Source organism: Roseomonas sp. TS2 (assembly GCF_058833935.1).
The window spans coordinates 1-21,519 of sequence record NZ_JCACVY010000065.1 but is presented as its reverse complement, the minus strand read 5'-3'; the positions used below and the strand labels follow the sequence as shown (position 1 = coordinate 21,519).

At 73.5% G+C, this 21,519-nt stretch carries 23 protein-coding genes; 9 read left to right on the top strand and 14 right to left on the bottom strand.

The annotated features are described in order from the left end of the window. Window positions 1-177 precede the first annotated feature (177 nt). A complete protein-coding gene (locus tag ACZJYS_RS12300; protein WP_493178456.1) occupies window positions 178-642 on the top strand; it encodes a hypothetical protein in 465 nt (154 codons plus the stop codon). 19 nt (window positions 643-661) lie between these two features. Here ACZJYS_RS12300 and ACZJYS_RS12295 read toward each other — a convergent pair whose 3' ends face one another. Further along, window positions 662-1,579, bottom strand: a complete 918-nt coding sequence (locus tag ACZJYS_RS12295) for a bifunctional riboflavin kinase/FAD synthetase (RefSeq protein ID WP_493178452.1) — start codon at window positions 1,577-1,579, stop codon at window positions 662-664. A gap of 28 nt (window positions 1,580-1,607) precedes the next feature. After that, window positions 1,608-2,189 (bottom strand): LOG family protein, encoded by a 582-nt coding sequence (locus ACZJYS_RS12290; protein WP_109516768.1) that lies wholly within the window; start codon window positions 2,187-2,189, stop codon window positions 1,608-1,610. Window positions 2,190-2,337: 148 nt separating this feature from the next. Here ACZJYS_RS12290 and ACZJYS_RS12285 point away from each other — a divergent pair, with 148 nt between their 5' ends. Further along, complete coding sequence (locus ACZJYS_RS12285; protein WP_379632648.1) at window positions 2,338-3,471, top strand: M20 family metallopeptidase; 1,134 nt, start codon at window positions 2,338-2,340, stop codon at window positions 3,469-3,471. 131 nt (window positions 3,472-3,602) lie between these two features. Here ACZJYS_RS12285 and ACZJYS_RS12280 read toward each other — a convergent pair whose 3' ends face one another. Further along, window positions 3,603-4,610, bottom strand: coding sequence for a zinc-dependent alcohol dehydrogenase family protein (locus ACZJYS_RS12280; protein ID WP_109516770.1), 1,008 nt, complete (start codon window positions 4,608-4,610; stop codon window positions 3,603-3,605). Between the two features lie 118 nt (window positions 4,611-4,728). Here ACZJYS_RS12280 and ACZJYS_RS12275 point away from each other — a divergent pair, with 118 nt between their 5' ends. Then, window positions 4,729-6,507, top strand: coding sequence for a monovalent cation:proton antiporter-2 (CPA2) family protein (locus tag ACZJYS_RS12275; protein ID WP_493178447.1), 1,779 nt, complete (start codon window positions 4,729-4,731; stop codon window positions 6,505-6,507). Between the two features lie 43 nt (window positions 6,508-6,550). Here ACZJYS_RS12275 and ACZJYS_RS12270 read toward each other — a convergent pair whose 3' ends face one another. Then, window positions 6,551-6,913: a DUF1428 domain-containing protein gene (locus ACZJYS_RS12270; RefSeq protein ID WP_109516772.1), complete on the bottom strand. Its 363-nt coding sequence runs from the start codon at window positions 6,911-6,913 to the stop codon at window positions 6,551-6,553. Window positions 6,914-6,984: 71 nt separating this feature from the next. Here ACZJYS_RS12270 and ACZJYS_RS12265 point away from each other — a divergent pair, with 71 nt between their 5' ends. After that, complete coding sequence (locus ACZJYS_RS12265; protein ID WP_493178444.1) at window positions 6,985-7,437, top strand: MarR family winged helix-turn-helix transcriptional regulator; 453 nt, start codon at window positions 6,985-6,987, stop codon at window positions 7,435-7,437. Window positions 7,438-7,463: 26 nt separating this feature from the next. On the opposite strand, the gene ACZJYS_RS12260 is transcribed toward ACZJYS_RS12265, so the two are convergent. Then, window positions 7,464-8,561: a M20 family metallopeptidase gene (locus ACZJYS_RS12260; protein WP_379650003.1), complete on the bottom strand. Its 1,098-nt coding sequence runs from the start codon at window positions 8,559-8,561 to the stop codon at window positions 7,464-7,466. Window positions 8,562-8,615: 54 nt separating this feature from the next. On the opposite strand from ACZJYS_RS12260, the gene ACZJYS_RS12255 reads away from it, so the two are divergent. From ACZJYS_RS12255 to ACZJYS_RS12245, 3 genes are read left to right on the top strand one after another with little or no spacing between them, the layout of a single operon-like run. Next, window positions 8,616-9,752 (top strand): threonine synthase, encoded by a 1,137-nt coding sequence (locus ACZJYS_RS12255; protein WP_493178440.1) that lies wholly within the window; start codon window positions 8,616-8,618, stop codon window positions 9,750-9,752. After that, complete coding sequence (locus ACZJYS_RS12250) at window positions 9,749-11,263, top strand: M81 family metallopeptidase (RefSeq protein ID WP_493178438.1); 1,515 nt, start codon at window positions 9,749-9,751, stop codon at window positions 11,261-11,263. Before ACZJYS_RS12255 ends, ACZJYS_RS12250 begins: the two co-directional genes overlap by 4 nt. Further along, window positions 11,260-12,363, top strand: coding sequence for an alanine racemase (locus tag ACZJYS_RS12245; RefSeq protein ID WP_493178437.1), 1,104 nt, complete (start codon window positions 11,260-11,262; stop codon window positions 12,361-12,363). Before ACZJYS_RS12250 ends, ACZJYS_RS12245 begins: the two co-directional genes overlap by 4 nt. A 34-nt stretch (window positions 12,364-12,397) precedes the next feature. Here ACZJYS_RS12245 and ACZJYS_RS12240 read toward each other — a convergent pair whose 3' ends face one another. From ACZJYS_RS12240 to ACZJYS_RS12205, 8 genes are all read right to left on the bottom strand, one after another. After that, window positions 12,398-13,051 (bottom strand): trimeric intracellular cation channel family protein, encoded by a 654-nt coding sequence (locus ACZJYS_RS12240; RefSeq protein ID WP_109516777.1) that lies wholly within the window; start codon window positions 13,049-13,051, stop codon window positions 12,398-12,400. Window position 13,052: 1 nt separating this feature from the next. Next, window positions 13,053-14,312, bottom strand: coding sequence for an MFS transporter (locus ACZJYS_RS12235; RefSeq protein WP_493178434.1), 1,260 nt, complete (start codon window positions 14,310-14,312; stop codon window positions 13,053-13,055). A gap of 109 nt (window positions 14,313-14,421) precedes the next feature. After that, complete coding sequence (locus ACZJYS_RS12230; RefSeq protein ID WP_493178433.1) at window positions 14,422-15,057, bottom strand: DapH/DapD/GlmU-related protein; 636 nt, start codon at window positions 15,055-15,057, stop codon at window positions 14,422-14,424. A gap of 175 nt (window positions 15,058-15,232) precedes the next feature. Then, window positions 15,233-16,081: a LysR family transcriptional regulator gene (locus ACZJYS_RS12225; protein WP_109516779.1), complete on the bottom strand. Its 849-nt coding sequence runs from the start codon at window positions 16,079-16,081 to the stop codon at window positions 15,233-15,235. A 113-nt stretch (window positions 16,082-16,194) separates the two neighbouring features. Beyond that, the gene (locus tag ACZJYS_RS12220) at window positions 16,195-16,938 is read right to left on the bottom strand and encodes a DUF2076 domain-containing protein (protein ID WP_109516780.1); all 744 of its coding nucleotides are present in this window, start codon (window positions 16,936-16,938) and stop codon (window positions 16,195-16,197) included. Between the two features lie 169 nt (window positions 16,939-17,107). Then, window positions 17,108-17,539: a CoA-binding protein gene (locus tag ACZJYS_RS12215; protein ID WP_109516781.1), complete on the bottom strand. Its 432-nt coding sequence runs from the start codon at window positions 17,537-17,539 to the stop codon at window positions 17,108-17,110. Window positions 17,540-17,555: 16 nt separating this feature from the next. Beyond that, window positions 17,556-18,038 (bottom strand): hypothetical protein, encoded by a 483-nt coding sequence (locus tag ACZJYS_RS12210; RefSeq protein WP_493178429.1) that lies wholly within the window; start codon window positions 18,036-18,038, stop codon window positions 17,556-17,558. Window positions 18,039-18,148: 110 nt separating this feature from the next. Further along, window positions 18,149-19,258: an S-(hydroxymethyl)glutathione dehydrogenase/class III alcohol dehydrogenase gene (locus ACZJYS_RS12205; protein WP_493178426.1), complete on the bottom strand. Its 1,110-nt coding sequence runs from the start codon at window positions 19,256-19,258 to the stop codon at window positions 18,149-18,151. Between the two features lie 84 nt (window positions 19,259-19,342). Between ACZJYS_RS12205 and ACZJYS_RS12200 the strand changes: the two genes are divergently transcribed. Both ACZJYS_RS12200 and ACZJYS_RS12195 read left to right on the top strand, forming a co-directional pair. Beyond that, window positions 19,343-20,149 (top strand): S49 family peptidase, encoded by an 807-nt coding sequence (locus tag ACZJYS_RS12200; RefSeq protein WP_109516784.1) that lies wholly within the window; start codon window positions 19,343-19,345, stop codon window positions 20,147-20,149. Between the two features lie 84 nt (window positions 20,150-20,233). Further along, on the top strand, window positions 20,234-20,830 hold the full coding sequence (locus ACZJYS_RS12195) for a GNAT family N-acetyltransferase (protein WP_109516785.1): 597 nt from the start codon (window positions 20,234-20,236) through the stop codon (window positions 20,828-20,830). On the opposite strand, the gene ACZJYS_RS12190 is transcribed toward ACZJYS_RS12195, so the two are convergent. Beyond that, the coding region (locus ACZJYS_RS12190) for a carbonic anhydrase (RefSeq protein WP_493178421.1) at window positions 20,785-21,519 on the bottom strand (735 nt) is incomplete at its 5' end. The two genes, ACZJYS_RS12195 and ACZJYS_RS12190, sit on opposite strands and share 46 nt — an antisense overlap.

The following is a 21,519-nucleotide window of genomic DNA, read 5'->3' as shown; positions in this document are numbered from 1 at the left end:
GCTAATTCGCGCCGCCAGCAGGGGCGCCTGCGGCCGAGGCTGCGTCCGGGACATGGCGGCGTTTTGCGACCCCGCGCGGCAGGGGTCAAGGGAGACTCGGCGCCGCTTGCCGGCGGCGCCGGGCCGCGCCAGATGCGGGAGCCCCCTCCGCCGGACCCCTTTTACCGGAGCCCGCCCATGCCCCCGCTCTTTCTCGACCTCGACGGCGTGCTGGCCGATTTCGACCGCGGCGTGCACGCCATCACCGGCCAGCGGCCCGAGGCGCTGCCCCTCAGGACCATGTGGGCCGCGCTCGCCCGCGCGCCGCGCTTCTTCGAGACGCTGGAGTTCATGCACGACGCGCAGGAGCTCTGGCGCTTCTGCGCGCCCTGCCACCCCACCATCCTCACCGGCCTGCCGCTCGGCGCCTGGGCGCCGGAGCAGAAGCGCCGCTGGGTGGCGCGGATGCTGGGGGCACATGTGCCCGTCATCACCTGCATGAGCCGCGAGAAGCCGCGCTGGTCCGGGCCGGGGCATGTCCTGGTCGATGACCGGGCGAGCGCCGCCGAGGAGTGGGAGAAGAAGGGCGGCGTCTTCGTGCACCACCGTTCGGCGGCGGGCAGCATCGCGGCGCTGCGGGCGCTGGGCTTCGGGAAGGAATAGGGCCCTTCCCGCCGCGCCTTCAGCCCAGCAGCAGGCGGCGGGCCTCGGCGGCGTCGGCCCCGATCTGCGCCACCAGCTCCGGCAGGCCGGCGAAGCGCTTCTCGGGGCGGAGGAAGTGCAGCAGCGCCACCGAGACCTCCTGCCCGTAGAGGTCGCCCTGGTAGTCGAAGAGATGCGCCTCCACCCGGCTTTCCGTGCCGCCCACGGTGGGGCGCAGCCCGATATTGGCCACCCCCGGCACCACCTGCCCACCGGCCAGCGAGGCGCGGATGGCGTAGACGCCGCGCGCCGGCTCCAGGTGCCGCCCGAGCGGGATGTTGGCGGTGGGGAAGCCGATGGTGCGGCCGCGCTTGTCGCCATGGCTCACCGTGCCGCAGATCTCCCACGGCCGGCCGAGCTTCTGCGCGGCGCGCTCCGGGTAGCCATCCTGCAGCACCCGGCGGATGCGGGAGGAGGAGAGGGGGCCGCCCGCATCCGTCACCGGCGGCACCACGGAGAGGCCCATGCCCAGCGCCTCGGCCCGCGCGGCGAGGAAGGCCACGTCGCCGCCGCGGCGGTGGCCGAAGGCGAAATCGGCGCCGCAGGAGAGATGGCGGGCATCGAGCGCGCCGTGCAGCACCTCGGAGACGAAGGCCTCCGCCGGCATGGCGGCCAGGGCGGCGTCGAAAGGCAGGGCCAGCACGAAGTCGGCGCCCGCCGCCATCAGCGCCCGCGCCTTGGCCTCGGCCAGGGTGAGGCGGAAGGGCGGGTCGTCGGGGCGGAAATGCTCGCGCGGGTGCGGCTCGAAGGTCAGCGCCACCAGCTTCAGCCCGGGCCGCGCGGCATGGGCGGCGCGCAGCACGGCGCGGTGGCCGAGATGCACGCCGTCGAAATTGCCGAGCGCCACGGTGGCGCCGCGCGCGGCCTCGGGGATGGCTTTCCAGTCCGAGAGGATCATGGCGGGGCGGCACCCATCGCGGCGGGGCTCAGCGCTGCGTCTTCTCGGCCCATTTCTCCACCGTCACCGGCGTGAAGCGGGCCAGCGCCTCCAGCGCCGCGTCCGGGTCCTCGGCGAAGGTGACCATGGCGCGGTGCTTCTCGTGCAGGAAGCCCTCGGCCACCATGTGGTCGAACACCGACGACAGGCTCTGCCAGTAGCCGGCGGTGTCGAGGAAGACGAGGCCCTTGTCGTGGATGCCGAGCTGCGTCCAGGTGAAGGCCTCCACCGCCTCCTCCAGCGTGCCGATGCCGCCCGGCAGCACGACGAAGCCATCCGCCAGGTCGGCCATCATCGCCTTGCGCTCATGCATGGTGGAGACCACCCGCAGGTCGGTGATGGCGCCATGCCCGACCTCGCGCTTCATCAGCGTCTCGGGGATGATGCCGATGACCTCGGCGCCGCCGCGCATGGCGGCGTCGGCCACGATGCCCATCAGCCCGACATGGCCGCCGCCATAGACGAGGCCGAGGCCCTGCGCCGCGATGGCGCGCCCCATGGCGCGGGCGGCGGCGGCATAGGCCGGGTTCAGGCCCGGGTTGGAGCCGCAGAACACACAGACACGCTTCATCGGCACAGTCATTCCGGTTGGCCGCCAGGCCGGGTTCGCCCGGCCGCCGGGGAAAGAAGACCAATGCCTTAGCGGCGGGCGCCCGGATGGACAAGCCGGCCATGGGGCGCGACAACCGCCGGCCCAACCGGAAGGAGCGAACGGCCCCATGCCTGTCACCGAACTCGGCACCAGCGAACGCCTGCTGGAGGAACTCCGCGGCTGGGTGGAGCACGAGACCCCCACCACCGACCCCTCCGCCATCAACGGGCTGATGGACAAGGCCGAGGCCGAGCTGCGCGCCGTGGGCGCGGTGGTCGAGCGCATCCCCGGTACGCGGGGCTTCGGCGACCACCTGGTGGCGCGCACTCCCGGCGCCGGAAAGCCCGTACTGGTGGCCGGCCACCTGGACACGGTGTGGGACCACGGCACGCTGGCCAACACCATCCCCTTCCGGGTAGAGGGCGAGAAGGCCTATGGCCCCGGCATTTACGACATGAAGGCCGGCAGCTTCTTCGCCTTCCACTCGGTGCGGGAGATCCTGCGGCAGAAGGTGGCGACGAAGAGCCCCATCACCCTGCTGCTGACCTCGGACGAGGAGGTGGGCAGCGGCACCAGCCGGGCGCTGATCGAGCGCGAGGCGGCGGGCGCCTGCGCCGTGCTGATCCCGGAGCCGGCGGGCGGGGCGGACAAGTGCTGTGTCACCGCGCGCAAGGGGGTGGGGCGCTTCACCATCCGCGTGCAGGGGCAGAGCGCCCATGCCGGCGGCAACTGGCAGGACGGCGCCAGCGCCGTCGTCACGCTGGCGCGGCTGATCGGGCGGATCCATGCGCTGGTGGACCTGCCCGGCGGCACCACCACCAACTGCGCGCCCATTTGGGGTGGCACCCGGCCCAACGTGATCCCGAACGAGGCGGGGTGCGAGGTGGATTTCCGCGTCGCCACGCTGGAGGACGGGGCGCGCATCGAGGCCGCCATCAAGGCCATGGCCGGCGCGCAGCCCGAGGGCACCACGGTGGCCGTGGAGGGCGGCCTCAACCGCCCGCCGATGGAGGAGGGGCCGGGCAACCTGGCGCTCTACGCCCGCGCCCGGGAGATCGCCGCCCGGCTCGGCTACGACCTGCCGAAGCAGCACCGTGGCGGCGGCTCGGACGGCAACTTCACCGCCGCCATGGGCGTGCCCACGCTGGACGGCCTCGGCTGCTCCGGCGCCGGCGCCCATGCGGAGTTCGAGCACATCCTGTGGCGCGAGCTGGCGCCGCGCTGCGGCACGCTGTGCGAGCTGCTGGAGACGCTGGAGTAAGAGAAGAACCTTCTTTTTCTGAAGAAAAAGAAGCAAAAAGACTTTGTCAGTTTGGCGTCCCGCCTCGCCATCAGCGTGACGCCAACTGACAGAAGTTTTTTGGTTCTTTTTTCCAAAAAAGAACGGCTTTCTTAGAACTCCAGGCAGATCTTGCCGAAATGCGCCCCCGCCTCCTGGTGGCGGAAGGCGTCCGAGATTTCTTCCAGCGTGAAGCTTCGGTCGATCACCGGCTTCACCGCGGTGGCCTCCAGCGCCCGCACCAGCTCCTGCTGCTGCCGCCGGCTGCCGACGATGAGGCCCTGCAGCCGCGCCTGCTTCGCCATCAGCGCCGCGGTCGGCACCTCGCCGCCGCGCCCGGTGAGCACGCCGATCAGCGAGATGTGGCCGCCGACGCGCACCGCCTGGATGGACTGCGCCAGGGTGCCCGGCCCGCCCACCTCCACCACGTGATCGACGCCGCGCCCGCCGGTCCAGTCCCGTGCCCGGCGGCCCCAATCCTCGTGCTCGCGGTAGTTGAGGGTGTGCGCGGCGCCGAGGGCGCGGGCGCGCTCCAGCTTCTCGTCCGAGGAGGAGGTGACGATGACCTGCGCCCCCATCATGCGGGCGAATTGCAGCGCGAAGATCGAGACGCCGCCGGTGCCCAGCACCAGCACCACCTCGCCCGCCTTCAGCGCGCCATCGCCCACCAGGGCGCGCCAGGCGGTGAGGCCGGCGGTGGTCAGCGTCGCCGCCTCGGCATGGCTCCAGCCGCGTGGCGCGCGGGTGAACCAGGTGGCGGGGCGAACCACCGCCTGCCGCGCATAGCCGTCCACCCCGTCGCCCGGCACGGTGGAGAAGTCACCGAGCGTCGCCGCGCCGTCCATCCAGGTGGGGAAGAACACCGAGACCACATGGTCCCCCGGCGCGAACTCCGCCACGCCGGCACCCACCGCCTCCACCACGCCGGCGCCGTCCGACATGGGGATGCGGCCATTCGCCGTCGGCATCCGCCCGGCCACCACGCCGTAATCGTGGTAGTTCAGCGAGCTGGCGTGGAGGCGGACACGGATCTCGCCGGGGCCGGGGGCGCCGGGGTCGTCCATCTCCGCCCGCTCCAGCCGGTCCAGCCCGCCGGGGGCGTGCAGCACAATGCCTTTCATCGAAGGCTCCTCCTCACTTGTCCGGTGTGACGGGGAGGAAATGGGCCGCCGGCGGCATCGTTGCAGGGTGGTGCGCGGGGTGCCCTAATCAGGCCCTCCACCTGCAGGGAACATCCTCATGGCCGAGGCCAGCCATCTCACCCCCATCCTGGCGCCCATGGTGTTCCTGGGCGCGGCGGTCATCGCCGTGCCGCTGGCCAAGCGGGCGGGTCTCGGCTCGGTGCTGGGCTACATCGCGGCGGGCATCGTCATCGGGCCCTGGGGGCTCGGGCTGTTCGGCGAGCCGGAGCGGGTGGCCGGCATCGCCGAGTTCGGCATCGTGCTGCTGCTGTTCATCATCGGGCTGGAGCTGAACATCGGCCGGCTCTGGGCGCTGCGGCGGGACATCCTCGGCCTCGGCACGGCGCAGGTGCTGCTCTGCGCCGCGCTGCTGGCGCCGCTGCCCTGGCTGCTCGGGCATGGCTGGGCGGCCGCGGTGGTGGCCGGGCTGGGGCTGGCGCTCTCCTCCACCGCCCTGGTGATGCAGCTGCTGGAGGAGAAGGGCGAGCTGGAAGCGCCGCATGGCCGCACCGCCTTCGCCGTGCTGCTGCTGCAGGACCTCGCCATCGTGCCGCTGCTGGCGCTGGTGGCCTTCCTCTCGCCGCACCCGGCGGCGGCGGAGCATCCGGCCTGGGTGGGGGTGGCGCTGGGCTTAGGCGCGGTGGCGGCGGTGGTGCTGGCGGGGCGCTACCTGCTCAACCCGCTCTTCGGCCTGCTGGCCCGCTCCGGCGCGCGCGAGATCATGACCGCCGCCGCCCTGCTGGTGGTGCTGGGCGCCGCCGGGCTGATGGCGCTGGCCGGCCTCTCCATGGCGCTCGGCGCCTTCCTGGCCGGCGTGCTGCTGGCCGAATCCAACTACCGGCACGAGCTCGAGGCGGATATCGAGCCGTTCCGCGGCCTGCTGCTCGGCCTGTTCTTCCTCTCGGTGGGGATGAGCGTCGATCTCGGCGTGGTCTGGGCGCAGGCGCCGCTGCTGCTGGCCGGCGTGCTGCTGCTGGTGGCGCTGAAGGCGCTGGCCACCTATGGCGCGGCGCGTGCCTTCGGCCACCCGCCGGCCACCGCGCTGCGCGTCGGGCTGGTGCTGGCGCAGGGCGGCGAGTTCGGCTTCGTGCTCTATTCGGCGGCCGCGGCGGCGGGGGTGATGGCGCCCTCGCTTGCCAGCCTGCTGGTGGCGCTCGTCACCCTCTCCATGGCCACCACCCCGCCGCTGCTGCGGCTGGCGCCGCGCCTGCTGGCGCTGTGCCGCCGCCCGATGCCGGAGGAGGACTACTCCGACGCGCGCGGCAGCGTGCTGGTGGTGGGCTTCGGCCGCTTCGGCCAGCTTGTCTCGCAGGTGCTGCTGCGCCAGGGCCTCTCTCTCACCCTGCTCGACAACGACACCCACCGCATCCAGGAGGCGGGCCGCTTCGGCGCCCGCGTGCATTACGGCGACGGCACGCGGCTCGACGTGCTGCGCGCCGCCGGCGCCGGGCGGGCACGGATGATCGTGGTCTGCACCGACCGGCCGGAGGTGACCGACCGCGTGGTGGCCGTGGTGCAGGAGGCCTTCCCCGAGACGCCCTGCCTGGTGCGTGCCTATGACCGGGTGCACGCCCTGGCGCTGATGGCGCGCGGCATCGAGGCCCCGGTGCGCGAGACGGTGGAATCGGCGCTGCTGCTGGGGCGGGAGGCGCTGCTGGCGCTCGGCCTGCCGCGCGAGGAGGCGCAGGCGGCGGAGCACGCGGTGCGGCTGCGCGACCGCGAGCGGCTGGCGGCTCAGGCGATGGGCGGCCCGTTCATCGGGCCGGAGCCGCTGACGCCGCCGCGGCCGCAGCACGCCCCCGGGCAACCGGCCCCCGAGGCCGTGCCGGGGGAGTGAGGCGCCCGCGCGGCCCCGCCAGGCCTGCCGCCGGAGGGCGGCCTCAGCTGTCGAGGAGGGTGGTGAAGCCGCCATAGATCATGCGCTTGCCGTCGAAGGGCATGGGCGTCTCGCCGCTCATCATGGCCTTCATGCGCGGGTCGGACATGACGCGCGCATGCACCGTGTCGCGCACCGCCTTGCTCGGGAACTCCATCCAGCTGAAGACAACGATCTCGCCCGCCTCCGCCTTCACCGCGCCGCGGAAGTCGGTGACCTTGCCATCCGGCACGTCGTCGCCCCAGCATTCCACCACGCGGGTGGCGCCGAACTCGCGGAACAGCGCCGCCGCCTCGGCGGCGTGGCGGCGATAGACCTCCCTGTTGCCGGCCGGCACGGCCAGGACGAAACCTTCCACATACTGCATGCCTGCTTTCCTTCCCTGCTCTCCGGGCGTTGCGCCCTTGATTTTTGGGTTGATATCAACATAAATGCCGCATGTCAAAACATGTGTCCTACGCAACGACGCTGGAGGTGCGGGATGCCTGCCTCTGCCTGCATACGCAGCGCGCGGCGCGCGCCCTGGCCCGCCGCTTCGACGAGGCGCTGCGCCCGCTGGGGCTGACCAGCGGCCAGTTCTCCCTGCTGATGGCGCTGAACCGGCCGGAGCCGCCGCCCCTCGGCCCGGTGGCGGCGCTGCTGGCCATGGACCGCACCACCCTGACCGCAGCGCTGAAGCCGCTGGAGCGGAACGGGCTGGTGGCCATCGGCACCGACCCGCAGGACCGGCGCAGCCGCCGCCTTTCGCTGACGGAGCAGGGGCAGGCGGTGCTGGCCCGCGCCGTGCCGGCCTGGCGCGCGCTGCATGGGGTGGTGGAGGCGGAGCTGGCCGCCGCGCCGGCGCCGGTGCCGCCCGATGCGCTGCGCGCGGCGCTGCGCGCGCTGTCCTGAGGCCCCAGCCGCCCGTCAGCCGCCCGTCAGCCGCCCATCAGCCGGTGGAACACCGGCACCGCCGCCGCCAGCCGCGCCAGGTGGGCGCGCTCGCGCGGGGAGTGGGCGGTGTCCATCACATCCGGGCCCAGGATCACGCAGGGGGCGATCTCCTGCAGCTCGCTGGCATCGGTGCCGAAGGGGCGGGTCTCGGCGGCGTGGCCGGTGGCGGCCTCGGCGGCGCGGATGAAGGGGTGGTCGGCAGGCGTCTCGGGCGGGCGGCCCTGGCGGATGACGTCGAGCGTCACGCCGGCCCGCGCGGCGGCCGCCTCCACCGCCGCCACGATGGGGCTGGGGTCGATGCTGCGGCTGTAGCGGAACTTGATGCGCGCGGTGGCCTTCGGCACCGTCACGTTCATCGCCGCGCCGTGGTTGTCGAGCACCAGGTTGAAGTCGCTGAAGGGGGGCGCGTAGGCGGCGTCGTGCAGGCTGGCGTCCGCGCGCAGCCGCTCGGCCAGCGCCTGCATCTCCACCAGGAAGGGGATCAGCGCCCAGTTGGCGTTGCGGCCCACGCCGAGCGAGGAATGCGCCTGCACCCCCTCCGCCACTGCGATGAAGTCGATGTTGCTGCGGTGGCCGCGCACCGGCAGCATCCCCGTGGGCTCGGCCACCACGATGCCGCGTGGCGCCGCCTGGCGGGCGAGCGCGGAATGGTCGGCGATGCGGCGCGCGCCCATCTTGGTGGTCTCCTCGTCGGTGGTGATGAGGAGGGTGGCGGGCAGGTGCGCCGGCAGGGTGCGGGCGGCCACGATGCAGGCGGCGAGCGGCCCCTTCATGTCGGCCGCGCCGAGGCCGTGCAGCACGCCTTCCGCGTCGATGCGGCCCGAGAAGGGGTCGTCCGTCCAGCCGGTGTCCGGCACCGTGTCCATATGGCCGGACAGCGCCACCCCGCCGGGCGGGCCGCGATGCGCGACGATCACCTGCTTGGCCACGCCGGCGGCGTCGGCGTAGTCGAGCCGCTCCAGCGCGAAGCCCTCCAGCTCGGCCGCGATGCGGTCGGCCACCGCGCGGTTGGAGACAAAGCTGCGGCTGTCCAGGCGGACGAGGTCGGCGGCGAGGCGGGCGACGGCATCGGCGTGTTGCATGGGGCAAGGGGGTACCCTTGCCGGGCGCGCCTGCGCAAGCCAGGGTGTCTCATCATGCCGAACGCCGCCTATCTCGACCCCCGCTCCGGCCGCACCTGGCCGCTCGACACCCCCCGCTGGTGTGGCCCCGAGGGCCAGCCGCTGCTGTTGACCGACCTGCCCGGCATCACCCGGGCCGACATCGCCGGCGGGGAGCGCAGCCTGTGGCGCTACGCCGCCGCGCTGCCCTTCATGCCCGCGGCGCCGATCAGCCTGGGCGAGGGCTGCACCCCCCTGCTGCAAGGGGAGTGGGCCGGCGCGCCGGTGCGCTTCAAGTGCGAGTGGTTCATGCCGAGCGGCAGCTTCAAGGACCGGGGCGCCTCGGTGATGCTCTCGCTGCTGCGCGACCAGGGCATCGAGGCGGTGCTGGAGGACAGCTCCGGCAATGGCGGCGCCGCCATCGCCACCTATGCCGCCGCCGGCGGGATGCGCGCCAAGATCATGGTGCCGGCCTCGACCAGCCCGGCCAAGACCGTGCAGTCCCGCGCCATGGGCGCCGGCATCCAGCTGGTGCCGGGCAGCCGGCAGGATTGCGCCGACGCGGCGCTCGCCGAGGGCAGCGACCCGGCGGCGGATATCTTCTACGCCAGCCACAACTGGCACCCCTTCTTCCTGCACGGCACCAAGACGCTGGCCTACGAGCTGTGGGAGGATCTCGGCTTCCGCGCGCCGGACAATGTCATCGTCCCCTGCGGCGCCGGCTCCAACGTGCTGGGCTGCGGCATCGGCTTCGGCGAGCTGATGCGGGCGGGGGAGATCGGGCGGCTGCCGCGCATCTTCGCCGCGCAGCCGGAGAATTGCGGCCCGATCGCCCGTGAATGGCTCGGCGAGGACGCCGCCGACCCCATCCCCACCATCGCCGAGGGCACCGCCATCGCCCAGCCGCTGCGCAGGGCCGAGGTGCTGGCGGTGCTGCGGGAGAGCCGGGGCGGCGCCGTGCTGCTGAGCGAGACCGAGATCGTCCGCGCCACGCGCGGCCTGGCGCGGCGCGGCCTCTATGTGGAGCCGACCTGCGCCCAGGCCGCCGCCGCCTTCGGCCGGCTGCTGGAGGACGGCACCATCCGCGAGGAGGAGACCACCGTGGTGGTGCTGACGGGCAGCGGGCTGAAGGCCACGCAGCGCCATGCCGAGCTGGCGGGGGTGAGCCTGTGACCGCCGCCCCGCGCATCGCCCTGCTGGGCTTCTCCATCGAGTGCAACCGCTTCGCCCCCGTGGCGCGGCGGGAGGATTTCCGCTGCTGGCTGGAGGGCGAGGCGATCCTGGAGGATGCCCGCTCCGCCGCCCCCGTGGCGCTGGCCGAGATGCCGGGCTTCGTGGCGGAGATGGACGCCGCCGGGCCGTGGCGGCCGCTGCCTCTCCTGCTCGCCATGGCCGAGCCGAATGGGCCGGTGGAGCAGACGCTGTTCGACGCCATGCTGGCGCAGTGGCGCGCCGGGCTGGAGGCGCTGCGCGGCGCGGTGGATGGCGTCTATTGCGTGATGCACGGCGCCGGCCTCGCCACGGAGATGGACGACCCCGAGGGCGCGCTGCAGGCGCTGATCCGCGACGTGCTGGGCGAGGGCGTGCCGCTGGTGTGCAGCTACGACCTGCACGCCAATGTCTCGGACAGCATGGTGCGCGACTGCGACGCCTTCGTGGGCTACCGCACCAACCCGCATCTGGACATGCGCGAGCGCGGCGCGGAATCGGCGCAGCTGATGCGCCGGCTGCTGGCCGGCGAGCGTTTTTGCCGCGCCTTCCGCCGGCTGCCGATCGTAGCGCCCACCGTCAGCCTGCTGACGTCCCACGGCCCCTATGCCGAGGTGATCGACCTCGGGCAGGAGCGGCTTGCGGAACTGGGGCCGCAGCGTGTGGCCAATGTCTCGGCCATGGCGGGCTTCGCCTATGGCGACACGCCCTTCAACGGCTTCGCCGTCATCGTCACCGGCCCGGACGCGGCGGCCTGCGAGGCGCTGGCCACCAAGCTGGCCGAGGCCGCCTGGGCGCGGCGCGACCGCTTCGTGGCGAAGCTGACCTCGCTGGCCGAGGCGGTGGAGCGCGCGCAGACCTCCGAGGTGCCGCTGGCCTTCGCCGACGTGGCGGACAACCCGGGCGGTGGCGGCGGCGGCAACACCATGTTCATCCTGCGGGCCTTCCACGAGGCGGGGGTGCAGGGCGCGATCTTCGGCGTCATCCACGACCCCGCGCTGGCCGCCGAGGCGCATGCGCTGGGGCAGGGCGCCCGCTTCACCGCCCGCTTCAACCGGGGCAAGGCGGGCGAGGGCTTCGCCCACCCCTTCGCCGCCGAGGCGGAGGTGGTGGCGCTCTCGGATGGCGCGGTGACGGGGCGGCGCGGCATCTTCGCCAACACCGCCATGCGGCTCGGCCCCACCGCCGCGCTGCGGCTGGGCGGCATCACCGTGGTGGTCATCAGCCGCCGCACGCAATGCGCGGACCCCGCCTTCCTCGAGCACCTGGGCCTCGACATCGGCGCGGCGCGGGCGGTGGTGGTGAAGTCGCGCGGGCATTTCCGCGGCGGCTTCGACGAGTTCTTCTCCAACGGCCGGATCGTCGAGGTGGACGCGCCCGGCCTGACCTCCCCCATCCTCGACCGCTTCGCCTGGACCAGGCTGCCGCGCCCCGTGCTGCCGCTGGACCCCGAGACGCGCTGGAGCCCCGCATGACCACGCTCGACGACCTGCCCACCCCGGCCCTGGTGCTCGACCTCGGCATCCTGAAGCGCAACCTGGCGCGCATGGCGGCGGCGGTGGCGCGCCACCCCGGCGTGGTGCTGCGCCCGCACATGAAGACCGCCAAGAGCCTGGAGGTGGCGGCGCTCGCCGCCCCCGGCCACGGCCCGATCACCGTCTCGACGCTGGCCGAGGCGCGCTACTTCGCGGAAGGCGGCTACCGGGACCAGATCTACGCCGTGGGCGTCACGCCGCGGAAGCTGGACGCCATCGCCGCGCTGAACGCCGCCGGCGCCGCCGTGAAGGTGATCCTGGACGATGCCGAGGTGGCGCGCGCCGTGGCCGCGCATCCCGGCCCGCTCACCGCGCTGATCGAGGTGGATGTGGGCGAGGGCCGGGGCGGCGTGGCGCCCGATTCCCCGCTGCTGCCGGAGCTGGCGGCGATCCTGGGCGGGCGGCTGGCCGGCGTGATGACCCATGCCGGGCATTCCTATGCCGGGCGTTCGGCGGCGGAGATGGCGCGCATCGCCGAGACGGAGCGGGCGGGCGTCACCGGCGCGGCGGAACGGCTGCGCGCGGCGGGGCACAGGGTCGGCATCGTCTCGCTCGGCTCCTCCCCCACGGTGCTCTATGCCGAGCGGCTGGATGGCGTGACCGAGGTGCGGGCCGGCGTCTACATGTTCGGCGACCTGTTGCAGATGCAGCTCGGCGTGCATGAACCGGAGGACATCGCGCTGACGGTGCTGGCCAGCGTCACCGGCCGCAAGCCGGAGCGGCAGGCGGTGCTGCTCGATGCCGGCGCGCTGGCGCTGTCGAAGGACCGCAGCACCCAGGCCGCGCCGCGCGACTACCAGTTCGGCCGGGTGCTGGGCGCGGATGGCACGCCGTGCTTCGGCGAGGCGCTGGTGGTGCGCACCCACCAGGAGCATGGCGAGGCGCGCGGCGGCGAGGGGCTGCTGGACCTCCACCTGGGCGACCTGGTCCGCGTCGCCCCCAATCATGCCTGCCTGACGGCGGCGGCCTTCGACCGCTACCACGTGGTCGATGGCGGCCGGCAGGTCGTGGCGGTGTGGAACCGCATCAATGGCTGGTAAAAACTGACAGAAAAAAGAAGGGGTCCAGGGGAATTCATTCCCCTGGCCTTTGGTCCGGATAATCCCGCCCCGCCCTGGATTTATAGGTGGGCAGCGACCAGCTCCGCCGCAGCGCCGCCGCCCGGATGAGGAAGGCGGCCCCCATGCCCGCGCACACCGCCAGGGCGCGGTCGGTGCCAGCCAGGGTGAGCGCCACGAACAGCGCGGCCCCCGCCGCCGCCGCCGTGGCATAGATCTCCTTCCGCAGGATCAGCGGCAGTTCGCCGCAGATGACGTCGCGCAGGGCGCCGCCGAAGGTGGCGGTGATCATGCCGAGCAGGATGGCCGCCCAGGGGCTGGCGCCCGCGCCGAGCGCCGCCTCCGCCCCCAGCACGGCGAAGAGCGCCATGCCCACCGCGTCCGCCCAGAGCAGCGGCACGAAGCGCCGCTCCACCCGGTGCGCGGTGAAGAACACCGCCAGCGCCAGCAGCGCCACCATCAGCGCCAGCCCCGGCGTGCCGAGCCAGGCCGCGGTGCGGCCCAGCAGCACGTCCCGCACCGTGCCGCCGCCGAAGGCGGTGGTGGCGGCGATCAGGATGAACCCCACCGGGTCCAGCTGCTTGCGCGAGGCCACCAGCGCGCCGGAGATGGCGAAGGCCGCCGAGCCGGCCCAGTTCAGCACCTCCAGCAGGAGGCCGAGGCCGGACACGCTACTCGGCGGGGGCGGCGGTGGGGGCGCGGCTGGCGCGGACGCTGCCGCGCGCCCCGCCCATGCAGAGCAGCGAGAGGCCGAGCAGCACCGCCACCAGCGGCAGCACCAGATGCGGCAGCCCGGCATCGAGCAGCAGGCCGAAGGGCACCGGCGTCAGCGCGCCGCCCAGCGGCAGGCCGGCGGAGATGAAGCCGAACACCTTGCCGATCTGCCCGGGCGGCGCCGCGTCCTTCACCATGACGTCGCGCGGGGTGCGGCTGGCGCCCAGCGCGAGGCCCGCGCCGAGGGCCAGCGCCACGGCCAGCGGCCCGGGGATGGGCAGCGCGCCGAGCGCCAGGATCAGCGTCATCGCCACCAGGGTGAGGCCGATGACGAAGGCGCCGTGCCGCGTGTAGCGGTCGGCGAACCAGCCGCCCACCAGCACGCCGCCGGTGGCGCCCATCATGTAGCCGGTGAGCGCCATGGAGCCCATGGCGATGGGGATGCCCCAGAGCTGGTCCAGCACCGTGATGACGAAGGCCTGGATGCCCGAGCCCGCCATGGAGGAGAGCAGGAAGAAGGCGAAGAACAGCAGCATGGGGCGGGAGAGCAGCACCGTCGCGCCGCCCTCGGCCGCCTTGGCCCCGCGCGCCTTCGGCTGGTCGGCCAGGATGCGGCTCTGCAGCAGGATGGCGCCCACCACCGGCAGGCCGAGCAGCCCCACCAGCATCAGCCCCCAGCGCCAGCCCATGGTGGCGGCCAGGGCCACGATGATGGGCGGCGCCAGCGCGAAGCCGAGATTGCCCGTCAGCGTGTGCCAGGCGAAGGCGCGGCCCATGCGCGCCTTGTTGATGGAGCCGGCGAGGATGGCGTAGTCGGCCGGGTGGATGACGCTGTTGCCGATGCCCGACAGCATGGCCAGCCCCAGGATCACCCAGTAGCTGGGCGCAAAGGCCATGGCGGAGATGGAGAGCGTCATCAGCAGCGTGCCGCCGATGAGGTAGGGGCGCGCCCCGTGCCGGTCCACCAGGAAGCCGACCGGCGTCTGCAACAGGGCGGTGACGCCGCTCATCAGCGCGACCGAGAGGCCGAGCGCCGCGTAGGAGACGCCGAACTCCTCGCGCCAGATGGGGAAGAGCGGCGCCAGGCACAGCATGTAGAAATGCGACAGGAAATGGCCGGTGCCGATCAGGCCGATGATGCGCCAGTCCCGGTCGGGCGGCTCCCCGTGTGGCCCCCGGTGGAGTGGCTGTGACAGGTCGGGGCCGGGCGTGGCCATGCGGAATTTCCTTGGGCGCGGGTTGGGGGCGCGGATGGGGCAGCGAGGCTGCGCCCGGGCTGCGGGGCCTGTCAAACCCCCGCCCGCCTCCCCGGAAGCCGGGGCGATGCTATGGCTCTCCTCCCTCCCCGGCAGGAACCCGGCCGACGACCCGCGCGGGGTTGCCGGCGACGATGCTGCCTGGCGCCACGTCCCCGGCCACAACGGCGCTGTGCGCCACCACCGCATCGTCACCGACACGGATGCCCTTCAGCAGCACGGCGTTCGATCCGATGAACACGTTCCGCCCGATTTGCACCGGCGCGGTGGCCGGCTTGCCGTTCCGCCGGCGGGCCGGGTGGAGGTCATGCCCGTCGGTGTCGATGATCTGCACATGGGTGCCGATCAGCGTGCCGGCGCCGATGGTGATGCCCTCGCCCTCGGCGCAGAGCACGGTGTTGTTGTTGACGATGCAGCCGGCGCCGATGCGGATGACAGAGTGGGGGTTGCGGGCCTCGACCCAGATCGCGCCCGTCTCGCGGAAGGACCCCGTGCAGCCGAACTGCACCTGGTCTCCGATGTATATCAGGCCACGCCCCTTGAAGTGGGTCGGCACCACGATGAGCGGTCCGCCCTCCAGCCGCAGGCGGCAGCCCCGCGCGGCCTCCAGGGCGCTGTCGATCCGGCGGCGATGCGCCTCGGCCGGCGTCTCCTGGAGGCGCTGCTCCAGGGCGGCGAGGCGTTGCTCGAGCGCCTGTATGTGCATCGCCGGGTCCGCCCTGGCCCCGCCTTGCTGGAGGCCGGGCGGCGGAGAGGGAAGGGGCTGCATGCGGTCGCCTGTCGGGGGGAGGGGGGAGGAGCCAGGCCATCCTGCACCGGGCGGCTGAACATCCCGTGAAATCCCCGCCCTTCCACCCGCGGCGCAGGTTCGGCGGCCCTGGTCAGCCGCCCAGGCTCTCGCGGATCAGCGCGATCAGCGGCTCGACGAGCTGGGTCTGGTTGGTGGCGTCGCCGAACACCGCCATCTCGGCCACGCCGAGGCCGGGCAGGCCGGAAAGCTCGGCCAGCCCCTCCGGCAGGCCGGAGCGGCCGAGCACCGTGGCGGCCAGCCCCGCCTGCGCCGCCGCCGCCACGCCGAGCAGGCTGGCCGAGACATAGACCACCTCGAAGGCCAGCCCGGCGCGGGCCAGCGCGGCCAGCGCCCGGTCGCGGAACATGCAGCCCTGGGGCAGCATGGCCACGGGGAGCGGGCGGCCCTCGGGCGGCATCCAGCCGGGCGGCGCCACCCAGACGATCGGCTCGGTCCAGATCGGGCGGCCCTCCGTCTCGCCCTCGCGCCGCTTGCCCAGCACCAGGTCCAGCGCGCCGCGCTCCTGCGAGGCGCGCAGCTCGTGGCTGCGGCCCACCTCGATCTCCAGCCGCAGCTCGGGGAAGGTGCGGGCGAAGCGGGCCAGGATCGGCGCCAGGTTGCGCGGCACGAAATGGTCCGCCACGCCGAGCCGCAGCCGGCCCGTCACGGGCGGTGCCACCAGCCGGCGCACCGCCTCGTCGTTCAGCGCCAGCATGCGGCGGGCATAGGCCAGCAGCGTCTCGCCCTCCCGCGTGAGCGCGATGCTGCGGCTGGTGCGCTCCAGCACGCGCTTCTGCAGCAGCTCCTCCAGCCGCTTCACCTTCAGGCTGACGGCCGATTGCGTCAGGCCCAGCGCCGCGGCGCCGGCGGTGAAGCCGCCGCGCTCGGCCACCTGCACGAAGCAGCGCAGCAGGTCGAGGTCGAGATCGGGGATGCGCATGGCGCCAGCTTTCGCCCGTGCCGGCGCCGGCGGCAAGCGGGCATGAAAAAAGGCCGGGGGATCGCTCCCCCGGCCCCATCGTTCCTCCGAGGCCGCGCCGCGCGGGGCGCGGCTCAGATCTCGTCGTCGAACCCGCCATCCTCGGCGCCGGCATCGTCGGCATAGCCGCCCGTGTCGCCATAGGCGTCATTGCCGTAGCTGTCGCTGGCGGGCACGGCATCCTGCGCGGCCGGGTCGGTCCAGGGGCTGGAGGTCGGCACGGCATCCTGCGCGAAGCTGCCGGCCGCGTCGGTCGCGGCCGTGGCCGCCTCGGCCGCGCCGCCGGAGAAGGCGCCCATCAGCATGTTGCCCAGCACCATGCCGCCGGCGACGCCCGCCGCCGTGGTCAGCGCCGAGCCGAGGAAGCCGCCGCCGCGGCTCTGCTGCATGGCGCCCGGCGGCACGTATTGCGGCGGCTGCACCGGCTGCGGGCGGGGGCTCATCGGCACCGGGCGCGGCTGGCCGCCGCCGAACATGCCGCCGAACAGGCCGCCCCGGCCCTGCTGCTGCGACGCCTCGGCCTGGCGCTGGGTGTTCTCCAGCTGCCACTCCAGCTCCTGGATGCGGTTCTGCGCCTGCACCAGTGCGTGCTCCTGCACGAAGGCGGTCTGCGTGAGCCGGTAGCGCGCCTCGGGGTAGCGGGCGAACAAATCGGCGATCAGGCGGTCGGCCTCCGGGTCGACCGGCGGCAGGGGCGGGCGGGACTGGGTGGCCGGCACGCTGCTGCCGCCCCAGGGCGAGGGCGCCGGCTGCGGGGCGGAGACCCCGGCCATGCGCTCCACGAAGGCGGAAATGATGCGGCGTTCTTCTTCGGTCATGTCCGATCCCCGAGGCGGGGCCTTTCCAGACGGGTTGTCATCCGCGCCCGGCACATATGCACAGGGCGCGAGGCAGGCATCTGGCCTGCCGGGGGCTGGCTTTCAAGCGGAATTAAAAACCGGACATGTTTTGTCACGAAACGCCGCGCCCGCGCTATGCCGGAACCGCTCAGGCGGCGGTGGAGAGCCGCAGGCGCGCCCACTCGATCACCGGGCAGCGGTCCATCACCGCCACCAGCCCGGCGGCGCGCGCCCGTTCCGCCGCCGCCTGGTCGACGACGCCAAGCTGCATCCACACGCAGCGCGCGCCGAGGCGGATGGCTTCGTCCACCACCGCGCCGGCTTCCTCGCTGCGGCGGAAGATGTCCACCATCTCCAGCGGCCCCGCCGCCTCCAGCGAGGCGGCGACGGCGCTGCCGTGCAGCACCTGCCCGGCCAGGCCGGGGTTGACCGGCGTCACCTCGAAGCCGCGCCCCACCAGGAAGCGCGTCACCTCGTTGGAGGGGCGGGCCGGGTTTGCCGAGGCACCCACCACGGCGATGCGCCGCGTGTTCAGCAGCACCTCGCGGATCGTCTCGTCGCTCAGTCCGTCGATGGCCATGGCGGCCTCCTTTCCTTCAATCCGCGTCCTCGCGGTGCAGGATGCGCAGGCTGTCCTGCTCCAGCGTCAGCGTATAGTCCTGTCCGTCGCTGGCGCGGGCGCGCGCCACGCGCCACAGCCCGTCCTCCAGCGCGACGCGGCCGAAATCCGTGTAGCCGAGGTGGCGCAGCGCCGCGCCGATCTCCGCCCTCTCCTCCGCGCCCGCCGGCCGGTTTTCGGGATCGGTGGCGATGCTGCGCAGGGCGTCGGGCGTCAGGCGCAGATCGCGGCGCGTGCCGTCGCCGGCCACGGCGCCTTCCACCGTCCAGACGCCATCCTCCAGGCCGACCCTGCCCCAGTCCTGGTAGCCCTCGGCCCGCAGCGCCGCCTCCAGCCGGGCGCGCTCGGCCCCGGTGGGGTCGCGGGCCAGGGCAGGGGCCGCGCACGGCGCCAGGGCCAGGAGCGGTGCCAGGAACAGGGCCAGGAGCAGGCCCGGCAGGGCGGCGGGGCGGTGGGTCACGGGGCGCGGCTCCTCGGGCTCGGGACCAGTGCAACGCGCGGCCGCCCCGGCCGGTTGAGCCGCGCGGGGCAGGCACCCGCCCCGCGCGGCCCGCTTCAGTAGACCCCGCCTCAGTAGACGACGACGCCGCGGATGCTCTCGCCCCGCGTCATCAGGTCGAACCCCTCGTTGATGCGCTCGAGCGGCATGGTGTGGGTGATCAGGTCGTCGATGTTGATCTTGCCGTCCATGTACCAGTCGACGATCTTCGGCACGTCCGTCCGGCCGCGCGCGCCGCCGAAGGCGGAGCCGATCCAGCGCCGGCCGGTGACGAGCTGGAAGGGCCGGGTGCTGATCTCCTTGCCCGCTTCGGCCACGCCGATGATGGTGGAGACGCCCCAGCCCTTGTGGCAGCACTCCAGCGCCTGGCGCATCAGCGTGGTGTTGCCGACGCACTCGAAGGAATAGTCCGCGCCACCGCCGGTCAGCTCGACGAGATGGCCGACGAGGTCGCCCTGCACCTCCTTCGGGTTGACGAAATGCGTCATGCCGAAGCGGCGGGCCATCGCCTCGCGGGCGGGGTTGATGTCGACGCCGATGATCTTGTCGGCCCCCACCATCCGCGCGCCCTGGATGACGTTCAGCCCGATGCCGCCGAGGCCGAACACCACCACATTGGCGCCCGCCTCCACCTTGGCGGTGAACAGCACGGCGCCGAGCCCGGTCGTGACGCCGCAGCCGATGTAGCAGACCTTGTCGAACGGCGCGTCTTCCCGGATTTTCGCGAGCGCGATCTCCGGCACCACGGTGTGGTTGGCGAAGGTCGAGGTGCCCATGTAGTGGTGGATCGGCTTGCCGTTGCAGGAGAAGCGGCTGGTGCCGTCCGGCATCTGGCCGCGGCCTTGGGTCACGCGGATCTTCTGGCAGAGATTGGTCTTGCGGCTGAGGCAGTAGTCGCACTCGCGGCATTCGGGCGTGTAGAGCGGGATGACGTGGTCGCCCTTCCGCAGCGACTTCACCCCGGGCCCGACATCGACGACGATGCCCGCCCCCTCATGGCCGAGGATGCTGGGGAAGATGCCCTCCGGGTCGGCGCCGGAGAGGGTGTACTTGTCGGTGTGGCAGAGGCCGGTGGCCTTCACCTCCACCAGCACCTCGCCCTCGCGCGGGCCTTCGAGGTCCACCTCCTCGATGGACAGCGGCTTGCCGGCTTCCCAGGCAATCGCGGCGCGGGTCTTCATGGGCGGCTTCTCCTCAGGCCGTGGGTGGGGCGCGCGTTCGTCGCACTTCTTGCCCCGGCGGAAAAGGTGGTCATCTCTTGGCCCATGCAAATCCCCTTTCTGAGCCGCCCCCCGCAGGTGGCGCTGGTCCGCCTCTCGGGCGTCATCGCCGCGCGGGGCGGCCTCGGCCCGGGCGGGCTGAGCCTCGAGGGCATCGCGCCCGTGCTGGAGCGCGCCTTCGGGCTGAAGCGCCTCGCGGGCGTGGTGCTTGCCATCAACTCGCCCGGCGGTTCGCCGGTGCAGTCCAGCCTGATCGGCCAGCGCATCCGCGCGCTGGCCGAGAAGCACAAGGTGCCGGTCGTCGCCTGCGTCGAGGACGCGGCAGCCTCGGGCGGCTACTGGATCGCCTGCGCGGCGGACGAGATCGTGGCCGACCCGTCCTCGATCGTGGGCTCCATCGGCGTCATCTCGGCGGGCTTCGGGCTGGAAGGGCTGGCGGAGAAGCTCGGCGTCGAGCGGCGGCTGACCACGGCGGGGGGGCAGAAATCCTTCCTCGACCCGTTCCGCCCCGTCGAGCCCTGGCAGCAGGCGCGGCTGGAGGCGCTGCTCTCGGCGCTGCACGCCGAGTTCGCCGGTTGGGTAAAGGCGCGGCGCGGCGCCCGCCTGGCGGCGCCCGAGGATGAGCTGTTCACGGGCCGCTTCTGGACCGGGCGGGAGGCGCTGCCGCTCGGCCTGATCGACCGGCTGGGCGACGCCAGGGGCGAGATCCTGCGCCGCTTCGGCGAGAAGGCGCGGGTGGTGCCGCTCGGCCAGCGCCGGCCGCCGCTGCCGCTGCGCCTGCTGCGCGGCGCCACGGCCGAGGGGCTGGCCCTGGTGGAGGAGCGGGCGGCCTGGGCGCGGCTCGGGCTGTAGGCCCGGGACCTTCCCGGAACCCTCGCTGGACCGGGAGGCCGGGCCGCGCGTAACGACGCCCTCCACCCTGTCCCGGAGTCTCCCATGCCCGGTTCCGCGATCCCGACCCTGACGACGCCCCGCCTGATCCTGCGCCCGCCGGTGGCAGCGGATTTTCCGGCCTATGCGCGGCTGATGGCCTCGCCGCGCGCGGCCGGCATGGGCGGCCCCTTCGGCCCCCGGGCAGCCTGGGGCATGTTCTGCCACGACGTGGCGCAGTGGGCGCTGTTCGGGCACGGGTCGCTGATGCTGGCGCTGCCCGGCTCGGGCGAATGCGTCGGGCAGGTGGGCATCAACCATGGCCCGCTCTTTCCGGAGAAGGAGCTGGGCTGGCTGCTCTATGAGGGGCAGGAAGGCCGGGGCTACGCCACCGAGGCGGCCCGCGCGATGCGCGACTGGGCCTTCGGCACGCTCGGCCTTGCCACCCTCGTCAGCTATGTCGGCCCCGGGAACCGCCGCTCCGCCGCGGTGGCGGAGCGGCTGGGGGCCGTGCTGGACCCGCTGGCGCGGCGGCCGGATGTGGGCGACCTCGTGTACCGCCATTCCGCGGCGCCCCGGATGCCGGCCCGAGGCGGGCCGGGGAGGGGCGGGGGCGCTCAGAGATCCTCGAACCAGCTGACATCGCCATCATCCAGATCGTAGCGCGCGGCGACGATCTTCAGCCGGCCCGAATGCGAGGCCGCCTGCAGCACCGGGCTCTGCGTCTTCAGCCGGGCGGCGACGCGGCGGGCATTGGCCTCCACCGCCGCGTCCAGCCCCACCGTGCCGTCCGCCGCGCGCGCGGCGAGGATGGCCGGGATGATCGGCTGCACCATCTCGCCGATCACGCCGGGGAAGGTGGCGTTGCGCGCCACCACCTCCAGCGCGGCGGCGACGGCGCCGCAGCTTTCATGCCCCAGCACCACGACCAGCGGGCAGCCCAGCACCCCCACGCCATACTCGATGCTGCCCAGCGCCGCCGTGTCCACCGTGTTGCCGGCGTTGCGGACGATGAACAGCTCGCCCAGGCCACGGCCGAACAGAAGCTCCGGCGACACGCGGCTGTCGGAGCAGCCCACCAGCACGCAGAAGGGCGCCTGCCCCACCGCCAGCTTCACCCGGTCCTCGCGGCCCTGGGCGGAACGGTAGGGGGCGTCGGTGCGGAACTGGTCGTTGCCCTGCTTCATCAGCTCGAGCGCCTGCTGGGCGGTCAGGCTCGTCTGCGGCATGGCGCCGGCGGCGCGGGGCCGGCCCGGCAGGGCGCCGGCGACCAGCCCGGCGGTGGCGGCGAGCAGGCCGCGCCGCGCCAGCCCGCCCGCCGCCCGCGGCGGGAACGGGCCTGAGGGGAACGG